The organism is Rhodopseudomonas palustris (assembly GCF_003031265.1).
GTDB lineage: Bacteria > Pseudomonadota > Alphaproteobacteria > Rhizobiales > Xanthobacteraceae > Rhodopseudomonas > Rhodopseudomonas palustris_H.
Map to the genome: position 1 here is coordinate 836,365 of NZ_CP019966.1, position 12,079 is coordinate 848,443.

Consider the following 12,079-nt stretch of genomic DNA (forward strand, 5'->3'; position numbering starts at 1 on the left):
GGGCTACGGCACCGCGACGAGCCGGTCGAGCGGAGCGGTCAGACGCCACCGCAGGCCGGACTTCGGGTAGCTGATCTCGACCTCGGCGCCGAGCGCGGCGCGGGGATTGCGGTCGATCATCACAGTGCCGAAGCCGGCGCGGTTCGGCTCGCCGACCGGCGGGCCGCCTTGCTCATGCCAAATCAGGTCGAGCTTGCGGCCTTCGGCCGTATCACGGATGTCGCAAGCAATCCGCACGCTGCCGTCCGCATTCGAGAGCGCGCCATACTTGGTCGCATTGGTGGTCAGCTCGTGGATCGCCAGCCCGATCGTTTCCGAGGCGACCGGCGACAGCAGCAACTCACGCTCGCCCTCGATCGACACCCGGGTGTTGATCAGGTCATTCACCGCGGCGAGCTGCGATTCGATCAGTTCAGCGATCGGCGTACCGGACCAGTTGCGCTTGATCAGGAGGTCCTGGTTGCGGCTGAGTGCCTGCAGCCGCGCGCCGAGGCTTTCGGCGAAGCTCCGGTCCGCAGTGCGCATCACCATCGCCTGCACCACTGCGAGCATGTTCTTGGCGCGGTGATTGATCTCGCCCATCAGCATCTGGATCTGCTGTTCGTGCTGGCGCTGCACTGTGATGTCGGTGTTGGTACCGAACCAGCGCCACACCTGGCCGGTGTGGTCGCGCAGCGGCATCGCCCACGACAGGAACCAGCGATACTCACCGTCCTTGCCGCGCAGCGGGAAGGTGTCCTCCCACTCTTCGCCGGTGTCCCAGCTGTGCTGCAGCCGGCTGCTGACCCGTTCGAGATGATCGGGATGATGCACCGTGGTCCAGCCCTCGCCTTGCATCTGCTCGAGCGTGGTGCCGGTGTAGTCGAACCAGCGGTCGTTGTACCAGAACACGGTGCCGTCGCTGCCGGCGATCCAGGCGAGCTGCGGGATCGAGTTGGCAAGGGTGCGGAACTGATGCTCACTGGCGATCAGCCGTTGGCGGATCTCCATGGTCTCGGTGATGTCGTGGGCGATTTTCGAGGCGCCGACGATGCGGCCATCGGTGTCGCGTAGCGGCGACACCGTCACCGCGACATGGATTCTTTGGCCGCTCTTGTGTAGCCGTTCGGTCTCGAACTTCGGCACCATCTCGCCGGCGCGGATCCGCCGCAAGATATCGTCTTCTTCGTGCTGACGATCCGCCGGGATCAGGACGCGGATCGATCGCCCGATCATTTCGGCGGCGGTCCAGCCGAAGATGCGCTCGGCCGCCGGGTTCCAGCTCTGCACGGTTCCATCGACGTCCTTGGAGACGATGGCATCGAACGAATGCTGGACGATCGCCGCGAAGTGGTGGTCACGATGCGCGATCGAAAGAGGCCGGGATTGTCGGTTCATTCTGGCGCGGAGTTCCATTGGACGGGGATGTCGGCGGCCGGATTCGGCGGCCAGACCCCGCGCGCAATGAACACCAGTTAGCGGTCGCTCGCTACCTCATTTGTAATTCGCTTCGGCTTGTTCCGCGAACTAGCCGACCATTGCGGCCGGCTCGGCCAGGACGCATCGTGCCATCCGGCCGGGCCCGAGGGCCACCTCAGGCGGCAGCCCAGCCGAACAGCGCGGCTGGGCATGCGCGCAGCGCGGCGCGAACGAGCAGGCCTGTGGCTTGGTATCAAGCGATGGCGGCGCCCCCGGAATGGTTTCCAGCCGTGCGCCGCGTTTGGCGCCATGCACCGTCGAGGCGAGCAGACCCTGCGCGTAAGGATGCTGCGGCTCGCGTACGATATCGCGCAACGAACCCTGCTCGATCGTCTGGCCGGCATACATCACGGCGACGCGGTCGCAGATTTCGATCGCCACGCCGATGTCGTGAGTGACGAAGATCACCGACATGCCGAACTCGCGCTGCAGTTCACGTAGCAGCAGTAGGATCTGGATTTGCACCGTGGCGTCGAGCGCTGTTGTCGGCTCGTCGGCGAGCAGGATCTTCGGCTTGCAGGCCAGCGCCAGCGCGATCATCGCGCGCTGCCGCATGCCGCCGCTCATCTCATGTGGATAGGCGTCGAGCCGCCGCTTCGCCGACGGGATGCGAACTACCTCGAGCATCTCGAGCGCGCGGGCCATCGCCTCGCGCTTGCTCTTGCCTTCGTGGCGCATCACCGACTCGGCGATCTGCTGGCCGACCGTGTAGACCGGATCGAGCGCCAGCGCCGGCTCCTGGAAGATCATCGATATGGTCTGGCCGCGGAAGGTGGACAGCGCCTCGTCATCGAGCGCCAGCACGTCCTGACCGGCGACCCGGATGCTGCCGGTGATCGCGGTGCGCTTCTTCGGCAGCAGCCGCATCAGGGCGCGCAGCGTCACGCTCTTGCCCGAGCCGGATTCGCCGAGCAGGCCCAGCACCTCACCCTGGCCGAGCGAGAGGTTGAGATCGTTGATGGCGTAAACGGTCCGCTCGCCGGTGAAGCGGACGTTGAGATCGCGGATTTCGACCAGGTTGCTCATCTACAGCTCCGGGCATTGCCGATGGAAGTCGGTGGCGCGCTGCCAGCCTGCGCCGATCCGCAGCAGCGTCGCTTCGTCGAACGGGCGGCCGATCAGTTGCAGGCCGATCGGCAGGCCGGCCTTGGAGAAGCCGCAGGGTAGCGCCAGCGATGGCAGGCCGAGATAGTTGATCGGCCGGGTGAAGCGGGTCAGCCGCTGGATTACGGCTTCGGCGTTCAGGCTGTTGCCGACGTCGCTCTCTGCGATCGTCGGCGCTGGCACCGGCGACACCGGCGCCAACACCGCGTCGACGCCGGCCACGGCAGCGACGAACTCGGCGAGCGCCACGCCGCGCCAGCGCATTGCTTCAAGGTAGGTGACGGCCGGAATCGCCAGTGCGTTCTGCAGCCGCATAAGCACCTGCGGGCCGTAGTCCTGCGGCCGCTCCCGCATCCACTGGCCATGGAAGCCGGCGGCTTCGACAGCGAGCACGAGCTGTGCGGCGGCGCTGAGCTGGCGCTGATCCGGCAGTTCGACTTCAACGACACGCACGCCTTCGCGCACCAGCGCCGCCTTGGTGTCGTCGAGCACGCGTGCGACCTCGGGGTCGAGATCGTCGACATAGAACGATTTCGGAATGCCGATGCTGAGACCTTGCAGCGGTTGTTTGGTGGCCGCCGGATAGTCCGGCACCGGACGTTGCGACGCGGTCGAATCCGCGGGATCGGCGCCGGCCATCAGACCGGTGAGCAAGGCGCAGTCTTCGGCGGTGCGAGCCAGCGGGCCGACGGTGTCGAGCGAATGCGACAGCGGCATCGCGCCGGCGCGGCTGACCAGCCCGACGGTGGTCTTCAGTCCGGTGACGCCGCAGAAATGCGCCGGCATCCGGATCGAACCGCCGGTGTCGGAGCCGAGCGCCGCAAACGTCAGCCGCGCGGCGACCGCCGAGCCGGAACCGGACGACGAACCGCCGGTGATGTGGTCGAGGCCCCACGGATTACGCACCGCGCCGTAATGCGCGTTATGGCCGGTCGGGCCGTAGGCGAACTCGGACATCTGCAGGCTGCCGAGCCGGACCTGGCCGGCATCCTTCAGCCGCTGCAGCGCCGTCGAGGTGGTGGTGGCGACGAAGTCGCGGCGGATCTTGGAACCGCAGGTCACGACGAAGCCGGTCTCGTAGTACATGTCCTTGTGCGCCAGCGGCACGCCGTGCAGCGGGCCTTTGCGCTCGCCCTTGGCCAGCGCGGCGTCCGCCGCATCCGCTGCGGCGAGCGCGCTCTCAGGCTCGATTGCCATGAAGGCGTTGAGCTTCGGCTGCGCCCGCGCGATGCGGTCGAGACAGGCCTGGGTGACGTCACGCGACGACAGTTTCTTCGCGGCGATCGCCTGGGCAACTTCGGTCAGCGTCAGCAGCGCCGGATCGCTCAGGCTCATCGCGCGCCCTCGTTTTGCGCCACGACGTAGGTGGACGGTTCGAGATCGAACGGCAGCGTACCGGCGACCGGGGTGAAGCCGTCGAATGCCGGGCCGATCGAATTGGCGATCCGCGCCGCTACCTCGTCGTCGACCGGAAGCCCTGCGATCGCCGCCATCGTTTTGATCGTGGCGGGGTCGGGTTTGATCATTGCTGATTTCTCCTTATGGGGCGCGGCTGTGTCCCGAGCCGGGGATCGACATGAAGCACGCGGCCTGATGACCGCTGTCGCCGATCGACGACAGCTTCGGCTTGGCCTGCGAGCATAGCGCCTCGGCGAACGGACAGCGCGGATGAAAACGACAGCCGGCCGGCGGATCGATCGGGTTCGGCGGATCGCCGGTGATTGGCGGCACCTCGGTGCGACGATCTGGATCGGACGACGGCATCGCCGCGAGCAGCGCCCGCGTGTACGGATGCGCCGGGGCGTCCCACACTTCATCGACCGGGCCGAGCTCGACGACTTCGCCGAGATACATCACCAGCACGCGGTCGGAGATGTAGCGCACCACATTGAGATCGTGGCTGATGAACAGATAGGTCAGGCCGAATTCGCGCTTCAGGTCGGCCAGCAGGTTCAGGACCTGTGCCTCGACCGATTTGTCGAGTGCGGAGACCGACTCGTCGAGGATCACCAGCCGCGGCGACAGCGCGAGCGCACGCGCGATGTTGACGCGCTGCCGCTGGCCGCCCGACACTTCGTGCGGATAGCGATGCGCGAAGTTCTCCGGCCGCAGCCCGACCTTGCCGAGCAGTTCGCGCGCCAGCGCACGGGCGCTGGCATCGCTCATGCCGTGGACCTTCGGGCCGAACGCAATCGATTCCTCGATCGTCAGCCGCGGATTGAGCGACGCATAGCTGTCCTGAAACACCATCTGCATGCCGCGGCGCAGCTCGCGTAAGCTGAGCTCGCGCCCGACTTGCCGCGCGTCGAATATGATTTCGCCGGCCGTCACCGGCATCAGGTGCATCAACAGCCGGGCGGTGGTCGACTTGCCGCAGCCGGATTCGCCGACGATGCCGAGCGTTTCGCCCTTGGCGATCGAGAAGGTGACGTCGTCGACCGCCCGCACCGTTTTGGCGCCGCCGAACAGTCCGGTGCCGCGCACCGGGAAGTGCTTGGTGAGCCCGTTGACCTGCAACAGCGGCTGGGCGGCGCCGCCGATGTCTTCGATCGGCTCGAACTTTTCGACCTCTGCGATTGCGGAGACAGCTTTGCTCATCGCGTCAGTTCCTGATGTCCATGGCGCTGCGCATCGAGTCGCTCAGCAGGTTGAAGCAGATCGAGACCGCGAAGATCATCACGCCGGGCAGGGCCGCCACCCAGGGATTGACGTAGATCGCGGTGCGCAGCGTGTTCAGCATCAAGCCCCATTCCGGTTCCGGCGGCTTGGTGCCGAGGCCGAGGAACGACAAGCCGGCGGCGAGGATCATCGACACCGAGATCAGGCCGGTGGCGTAAACGAAGATCGGCCCGAGTACGTTGCCGAGCATGTGCACCCGCATGATGGTGAAGGCGCCGGCGCCGGAGGCGCGTGCGGCTTCGACGAAGTCCATGTTGCGGACGCTGGTGGTGACGCTCTCGGCGACGCGGGTGATCTGCGGCACGAACACCACAGTGAGCGACACGATCGAGTTGGTGATGCCGGCGCCGAGCGCACCGGAAATCGCGATCGCCAGCAGCACCGATGGGAAGGCGTAGAACACGTCGACGGTGCGCATGATCGCGGTGTTGACCTTGCCGCCGACGTAGCCGGCGACGAGGCCCAGCGAGGTGCCGATCAGGAACGCGAAGATCACCGGCAGAACGCCGATGAATAGCGATAGCCGGCCGCCATAGACCAGCCGGGCCAGCATGTCGCGGCCGAGTTCGTCGGTGCCGAGCGGATAGTTGGCAGTGCCGATCGGCTTCAGCCGCCGGATCATCGAGCCCTGATACGGATCAGCGAGGTGCAGCCACGGCGCCAGCACCGCGGCGAGCACGATCAACAACAGGATGATGCCGCAGGCCAGCGCGATCTTGTCGCGGATCAGGCGGCGGCCGACATTGGCCCAATAGCCGCGGGCTTTGCCGGCGGGGGCGGTCTGCGGTGCGGCGTCGGAAGCGGTCAAACTCATCGTCGGTGCTCCCATGACATCAAGCCCGCTTGATCCGCGGATCGATCAGCGCCTGCGCGATGTCGACCGAGAGATTGAGCAGCACGAAGAACAGCGCCAGCACCAGGATCGTGCCCTGCAGCAACGGCAGGTCGCGCTGGAAGATCGCGGAGTTGAGCAGCAGGCCGGAGCCCGGCCAGGAGAATACCGTCTCGACCAGGATCGAGCCACCGAGCATGTAGCCGAGCTGAAGGCCCATTACGGCGAGCGCGGTCGGCGCCGCGTTCTTGATGACGTGGCCGAACACCCCGGTTTCGCGCAGGCCCTTGGCACGCAGCGCCTCGACGAAATCCTGCGACAGGATATCGCCGGTGAGCGCCCGCACCGTGCGGGTGACGATGCCCATAGGAATGACGGAGGTGGTGATCGCCGGAAGGATCAAATAGCGCAGGTGCGCCCAGTCCCACGCCCATTGTCCGGAGCCGCCGGGACCGGCGCCCACCGCGGGCAGCCAGTTGAGCTGCACCGAGAACACGATCACCAGCACCATGCCGAGCCAGTAATGCGGCACCGAGACGCCGGCGATGGCGATGCCGGTAGCCAGCTTGTCGATCCAGGTATCGCGGAAGTAGCCGGCGATCAGGCCGAACAGCAGGCCGAAGGAGAACCCGATGATCGCGGCCGCGATCGCCAGCATCACCGTGTTGCTGACCGCGCGCATCACCTCGGCGAGCACCGGGCGGCCGGTGGCGATCGAGGTGCCGAGATCGCCGTGCACCGCCTTCCACAGCCACAGCCCGAACTGCACCGGCAGCGGCCGGTCAAAGCCGTAGGCGGCGCGGAGCTGCGCCGCGAGTTCCTGCGACGCGTCCGCCGGCAACACCGCGACCAGCGGATCACCGGGCGTGATGTGCACCAGCAGGAAACACACCAGCGCGACGCTGAGGACGATCGGAACGACATAGACGATGCGGCGGGCGATATAGGCGAGCACGGGACTCTCACTCGAACGAGGATGCAGTCAGTCGGGTCGAGGCGTCTTCCCCGTCATTGCGAGCGCAGCGAAGCAATCCAGTGATCAGTGCACTGGGCTGGATTGCTTCGTCGCTTCGCTCCTCGCAATGACGGGGTGGAGTTCAGCAGTGTCGATCTACGGCGCGATCGACACCGGGGAGAAGTCGACGAACCAGCTCTTCGGCTGCACGAAGCCCTTGATCTTCGGGCTCAGCGCACGCGGACCGACGTCGTGGGCGACGTAAAGGAACGCGGCGTCGTCGATCGAGGCGGCGTTGAGCTCGGCGAGGACTTCGTCACGCTCCTTGTCGGTGAACGTGGTGCGCGCCTTCTTCACCAGCTCGTCGAACTTCGGGTTGTTGATGTAGCCCCAGTTGTTCGACACCGGCGGAGCCATCGACGACTGCAGGAAGCGCACCAGCGCGAAGAACGGATCCATCGCCGCGTAGGTGACGTTGATCGCATCCGAGCCGTTCGCCGACGGATCCTTGACGCCGCGGCGCCAATTGGTGAACAGCGTGTTCCATTCGATCACGTCGAGCTTGACGTCAAAGTAACACTCCGCCAGCGCCTGCTGCAGATACTCGTTCATCGGCAGCGGCAGCATCTGGCCCGAGCCGGACGCCGAGGTCTGCACCTTCACGGTCAGCTTCTTGGTCGGGCCGTAGCCGGCTTCCTTCATCAGCTTCTGCGCCGCGGGCAGATCGTACTTGATCTGGAACTGCGGCTTGCCGCGCCAGGGGTGACCCGGCTCGAACGTGCCGGTGGCCGGCACCATCAGGCCCGACAGCAGGCCATCGCGCATGCCATCACGGTCGATACAAAGATTGGCGGCGCGGCGGACGCGGATGTCGTTCCACGGCGAGCCTTCGATCCGCGAGAACTGCCACGGCCAGACGTGCGGCTGTTCGTTCTTCTCGATCTTGAAGCCGCGGCCTTCGATCTCCTTCACCGCATCCGGCGCCGGCGCTTCGATCCAATCGACCTGGCCGGAGAGGAGTGCTGCAGTCCGTGCATTGGCTTCCGGCATCGGCAGCAGCACCATGCGGTCGACATGCGGGATGCGGTTTTTGTCCCAGTAACCGTCGTTCTTGGCGAGCTCCAGCCGTTCGCGCGGTGTGAACTTCGCCATCTTCCACGGGCCGGTGCCTGACGCGTCCTTGGCGAAGGCGGCCCAGGCGGCGGTCGACTTTGCCTTGGCGTCGGCGCCCTCGGCCTTGTCGTACAGCGCCTGCCACTTGGTCGGGCTCGCCATGAACAGGTTGGTGAGGTTGATCGGGAGGAAGCTGTCGGGCTCCTTGGTGGTCAGCTCGACGGTCAGGTCATCAATCTTCTTGGCCGAGACCAGTGTCGGCATCCGCGATGCGGTCACGCCGATCTGGCTGGGGTCGTATTGCGGTGCTTCTTTGTTGAGCACCTTATCGACGTTCCACACCACGGCGTCGGCGTTGAAGTCGCTGCCGTCGTGAAACTTCACGCCGGGGCGAAGTTTGAAAATCCACTTTGTGTGATCAGCGTCTTCGACCTTCCATTCGGTGGCGAGACCTGGAATGACGACGCTCGCTTTGGTTGCCGACGACAGGTCCCACATCGTCAGGGCGTCGTACATCGTCAGCCCGGTGAAGCGGTTACCTTCGAAGCCCTGATCGGGCTGACCGAGCGTGCGCGGAATGTCCGCGGCCGTCATGCCGATGCGCAGCACGGACTCGGCGGACGCCAGCGACGGCACCATGAAGACGCTTGCCATCGACAGAGCGAGCAGCGCAGCGCGACGGTTGTTACGACGAAAATTACGCATTCGACGAGAGTCCCTTTGCAGTGACTAATTGGCAGGCTGATCAATGCAATGCATGTGCCAGCCAAAGCGGCAGTCCGACGCCGCCGGCCTCGACGGAGACGCGCAGACCCCCAATGCAAAACTGCAGGTCCGTCGTGGCGCGGCCGTTGCAAGTGGTTCGCCCATCGTCATCAGGAGATCAGTTGCGATGCGACTTAAGAGTTCATGGGTGCTGGGCGCGTTGTTTGCTGCGGCGAGCGCAATCGGTGCGGCGCGTGCGGAAACAGTGGTGCGTTACGGGATCTCGATGGCCGACATTCCGCTGACCACGGGGCAGCCGGATCGCGGCGCCGGCGCTTATCAGTTCACCGGCTACACGATCTACGACCCGCTGGTGGCATGGGAGATGAACGTCGGCGATCGGCCCGGCAAGCTGGTGCCGGGGCTCGCCACCGAGTGGAAGGTCGACGACGCCGACAAGACCAAGTGGCGCTTCACTTTGCGCAAGGGTGTGAAGTTTCACGACGGCAGCGACTTTAACGCCGATGCGGTGATCTGGAATCTCGACAAGGTTCTCAACGACAAGGCGCCGCAATTCGACAAGCGGCAGAGCGCGCAGGTGAAGACCCGGCTGCCGTCGGTGAAGAGCTACGCCAAGATCGACGATTCCACCGTCGAGATCACCACCAAGACGGTCGACTCGTTCTTCCCCTATCAGATGTTGTGGTTCCTGGTGTCCAGTCCGGCCCAGTACGAGAAGGTCGGCAAGGACTGGGACAAGTTCGCCGCTAATCCGTCCGGCACCGGTCCGTTCAAGCTCACCAAGCTGGTGCCGCGCGAGCTCGCCGAGCTCACCAAGAACGATGAGTATTGGGACAAGTCGCGGCTGCCGAAGACCGACAAGCTGGTGCTGATCCCGATGCCGGAAGCATTGACCCGCACCAACGCACTGCTGGCCGGCCAGGTCGATCTGATCGAGACGCCTGCGCCCGACGCGGTGCCGCAGCTCAAGGCCGCCGGCATGAAGATCGTCGACAACGTCACGCCGCACGTCTGGAACTACCACCTCAGCGTGCTGCCCGGTTCGCCCTGGACGGACGTTCGCCTGCGCAAGGCGCTCAATCTTGCGATCGATCGCGAGGCGGTGGTCGGGCTGATGAACGGCCTCGCCAAGCCGGCTGTCGGTCAGGTCGATCCGTCGAGCCCGTGGTTCGGCAACCCGTCGTTCAAGATCAAATACGATCTGGCGGAAGCCAAGAAGCTGGTGAAGGAAGCCGGCTATTCGCCGGAGAAGCCGCTAAAGACCACCTTCATCATCGCCAATGGCGGCACCGGCCAGATGCTGTCGCTGCCGATGAACGAGTTCCTGCAGCAGAGCTTCAAGGAGATCGGCATCGACGTCGAGTTCAAGGTGGTCGAACTCGAGGTGCTGTACACCGCGTGGCGCAAGGGTGCGGCGGACGAATCCAACGCCGGCATCACCGCCAACAACATCGCCTACGTCACCTCCGATCCGCTGTATGCGATCGTGCGGTTCTTCCATTCCGGGCAGGTGGCGCCGGTTGGCGTCAACTGGGGCGGCTACAAGAATCCGAAGGTCGATGCGCTGATCGACGAGGCCAAGACCACGTTCGAGCCGACCAAGCAGGACGAACTGCTGGCGCAGGCGCATTCGCTGATCGTCGACGACGCCGCGCTGGTGTGGGTGGTGCACGATACCAATCCGCACGCGCTGTCGCCGAAGGTGAAGAGCTTCGTGCAGGCGCAGCACTGGTTTCAGGACCTGACCACGATCGGGCTGCAGTAACCAAGCGCAACAATAGCGATCACAAAACGGGCTGCGTACGAAAGTGCGCAGCCCTTTTTTGTCGCCCGCTGCACAAACTTATCGCTTGGCCAAAGCTCAGCTTATCGTTCAACGGTGGCGTCGCCTAAGAACAATGCAGTTCGTGCCTATTCGTGGCGCTGTGCACGCGTCCTGCTCCACGACGCAGCAGCGCCGGCCAAAGGTATTTGGCCTCGCGCCAGCGCGGTGCGACCACTCGTCACCACCATCCGTTCGGCGAGTGCCCATCGGGCGTGTCGGGCTCTATCCTGCGCCGTCATCAATCGCGACGCGGGGGACGAGCGAGCATGACCAGCCAACGCGGATTCTGGGATCGGATGGCCGAGCGCTACGCCGCGCGGCCGATCAAGGACGTCGCCGCCTATGAGGCGATGCTGGCGGACGCGGCCGGGAGGCTGTCGCCGTCTGATCGGGTGCTGGAGATCGGCTGCGGCACCGGCGGCACCGCCATCCGGCTCGCGCCCGCCGTGGCGCATTGGACCGCGACCGACCTCTCACCCGAAATGGTGCGGATCGCCAGCGCGAAACCGGCTCCGCCCAATCTCAGCTTCGCTGTCGCCGATGCGGATCTCTCCACCGGCGAGCCGCCTTATGACGCCGTCTGCGCGTTCCTGATCCTGCATCTGGTCGACGACATCCGCACCACGCTGTCGACCATTCGCGACCGGCTGAAGCCCGGCGGCCTGCTGCTGAGCAAGACCTATTGCATCGGCGACATGAACCCCGCGCTACGCTGGGGTGTGATCCCGGTGCTACAGCGGATCGGCTGGGTGCCGCCGATCAAATCGCTGACGTCGCAGCAGCTTCGCGCCGCGATGGCGGAGGCCGGATTCGAGATCGAGGCAACGCGCACTTTCGGCAGCAATCGTCACGCCCATTACATCGTGGCGCGCAAGCCGGCCTGAGCCGTGGCGGCGATGGTCCCGGCGAGGCTCGCACGCCGGGACGATCGCAGAGGCGTTAGTCCGGAAAATCGCGGGACGTCAGCTGGCCGTCGCCGTCCTTGTCGATCGCCTTCATCCACGCCGTGCTGCCGTCGATGAATTCGGCGCGCGACACCCGGCCGTCGCCGTCAGTGTCGTTACGCGGCAGCGTCAGGCCGTCGGCGATCTGCCGGATCTTGACCTGCTCCTCAGGCGAGAACCGCGCGATGCCGGCGTCGCGTACCTTGTCGAAGCGCGCATATTCGTCGCGATCGAGATAGCCGTCGGCATTGGCATCGAAGGCGTAGAAGCGATGCTCGCGTCCCTGCTTGATCTCGGCCAGCGTGACGACGCCGTCATTGTTGCCGTCCCACTGCTCCAGGAAGTGCGAAAGGCTGACTGAGTCCGCGGCGATCGCCGGAGCGACAAGGCTGGCGGCCGCGATGGCCGCCAGAAGTAGGCGTTTGGTCATATCGTATCCTTGC

The 12,079-nt window shown here is 65.3% G+C and carries 11 protein-coding genes; 2 read left to right on the forward strand and 9 right to left on the reverse strand.

What is annotated here, in order from left to right; translation table 11 throughout:
• Positions 1–3: 3 nt before the first annotated feature.
• From RPPS3_RS03925 to RPPS3_RS03965, 8 genes are all read right to left on the reverse strand, one after another.
• On the reverse strand, positions 4–1,377 hold the full coding sequence (locus RPPS3_RS03925; RefSeq protein ID WP_107342941.1) for a PAS domain S-box protein: 1,374 nt from the start codon (positions 1,375–1,377) through the stop codon (positions 4–6).
• Positions 1,378–1,506: 129 nt separating this feature from the next.
• Positions 1,507–2,484, reverse strand: a complete 978-nt coding sequence (locus tag RPPS3_RS03930) for an ABC transporter ATP-binding protein (RefSeq protein WP_107342942.1) — start codon at positions 2,482–2,484, stop codon at positions 1,507–1,509.
• The gene (locus RPPS3_RS03935; protein WP_107342943.1) at positions 2,485–3,897 is read right to left on the reverse strand and encodes an amidase; all 1,413 of its coding nucleotides are present in this window, start codon (positions 3,895–3,897) and stop codon (positions 2,485–2,487) included. It lies immediately after the preceding gene.
• A complete protein-coding gene (locus tag RPPS3_RS03940; RefSeq protein ID WP_107342944.1) occupies positions 3,894–4,088 on the reverse strand; it encodes a hypothetical protein in 195 nt (64 codons plus the stop codon). The genes RPPS3_RS03935 and RPPS3_RS03940 overlap by 4 nt, the downstream gene beginning before the upstream one ends.
• A gap of 13 nt (positions 4,089–4,101) precedes the next feature.
• Positions 4,102–5,160, reverse strand: a complete 1,059-nt coding sequence (locus RPPS3_RS03945) for an ABC transporter ATP-binding protein (RefSeq protein WP_107342945.1) — start codon at positions 5,158–5,160, stop codon at positions 4,102–4,104.
• Positions 5,161–5,164: 4 nt separating this feature from the next.
• Positions 5,165–6,055 carry an ABC transporter permease gene (locus RPPS3_RS03950; protein ID WP_107342946.1) on the reverse strand — a complete coding sequence of 297 codons (891 nt, stop codon included), beginning with the start codon at positions 6,053–6,055 and terminating at the stop codon, positions 5,165–5,167.
• Between the two features lie 19 nt (positions 6,056–6,074).
• Positions 6,075–7,028: an ABC transporter permease gene (locus tag RPPS3_RS03955; protein WP_011156327.1), complete on the reverse strand. Its 954-nt coding sequence runs from the start codon at positions 7,026–7,028 to the stop codon at positions 6,075–6,077.
• A gap of 156 nt (positions 7,029–7,184) precedes the next feature.
• Positions 7,185–8,846, reverse strand: coding sequence for an ABC transporter substrate-binding protein (locus RPPS3_RS03965; protein ID WP_107342947.1), 1,662 nt, complete (start codon positions 8,844–8,846; stop codon positions 7,185–7,187).
• A 187-nt stretch (positions 8,847–9,033) separates the two neighbouring features.
• Between RPPS3_RS03965 and RPPS3_RS03970 the strand changes: the two genes are divergently transcribed.
• Both RPPS3_RS03970 and RPPS3_RS03975 read left to right on the forward strand, forming a co-directional pair.
• Positions 9,034–10,632, forward strand: a complete 1,599-nt coding sequence (locus tag RPPS3_RS03970; protein WP_107342948.1) for an ABC transporter substrate-binding protein — start codon at positions 9,034–9,036, stop codon at positions 10,630–10,632.
• Positions 10,633–10,958: 326 nt separating this feature from the next.
• Positions 10,959–11,576 (forward strand): class I SAM-dependent methyltransferase, encoded by a 618-nt coding sequence (locus RPPS3_RS03975; protein WP_107342949.1) that lies wholly within the window; start codon positions 10,959–10,961, stop codon positions 11,574–11,576.
• A gap of 55 nt (positions 11,577–11,631) precedes the next feature.
• Here the strand turns inward: RPPS3_RS03975 and RPPS3_RS03980 are convergent, their stop codons facing one another.
• The gene (locus RPPS3_RS03980) at positions 11,632–12,066 is read right to left on the reverse strand and encodes an EF-hand domain-containing protein (protein WP_107342950.1); all 435 of its coding nucleotides are present in this window, start codon (positions 12,064–12,066) and stop codon (positions 11,632–11,634) included.
• Between the last annotated feature and the right edge of the window lie 13 nt (positions 12,067–12,079).

Bases quoted from the DNA above. Each gene is read 5' to 3' on its own strand.
- RPPS3_RS03930 (WP_107342942.1), bottom strand. From the start codon at position 2,484: ATGAGCAACCTGGTCGAAATCCGCGATCTCAACGTCCGCTTCACCGGC.
- RPPS3_RS03975 (WP_107342949.1), top strand. From the start codon at position 10,959: ATGACCAGCCAACGCGGATTCTGGGATCGGATGGCCGAGCGCTACGCC.
- RPPS3_RS03965 (WP_107342947.1), bottom strand. From the start codon at position 8,846: ATGCGTAATTTTCGTCGTAACAACCGTCGCGCTGCGCTGCTCGCTCTG.
- RPPS3_RS03950 (WP_107342946.1), bottom strand. From the start codon at position 6,055: ATGAGTTTGACCGCTTCCGACGCCGCACCGCAGACCGCCCCCGCCGGC.
- RPPS3_RS03940 (WP_107342944.1), bottom strand. From the start codon at position 4,088: ATGATCAAACCCGACCCCGCCACGATCAAAACGATGGCGGCGATCGCA.
- RPPS3_RS03935 (WP_107342943.1), bottom strand. From the start codon at position 3,897: ATGAGCCTGAGCGATCCGGCGCTGCTGACGCTGACCGAAGTTGCCCAG.
- RPPS3_RS03925 (WP_107342941.1), bottom strand. From the start codon at position 1,377: ATGAACCGACAATCCCGGCCTCTTTCGATCGCGCATCGTGACCACCAC.
- RPPS3_RS03970 (WP_107342948.1), top strand. From the start codon at position 9,034: ATGCGACTTAAGAGTTCATGGGTGCTGGGCGCGTTGTTTGCTGCGGCG.
- RPPS3_RS03980 (WP_107342950.1), bottom strand. From the start codon at position 12,066: ATGACCAAACGCCTACTTCTGGCGGCCATCGCGGCCGCCAGCCTTGTC.
- RPPS3_RS03945 (WP_107342945.1), bottom strand. From the start codon at position 5,160: ATGAGCAAAGCTGTCTCCGCAATCGCAGAGGTCGAAAAGTTCGAGCCG.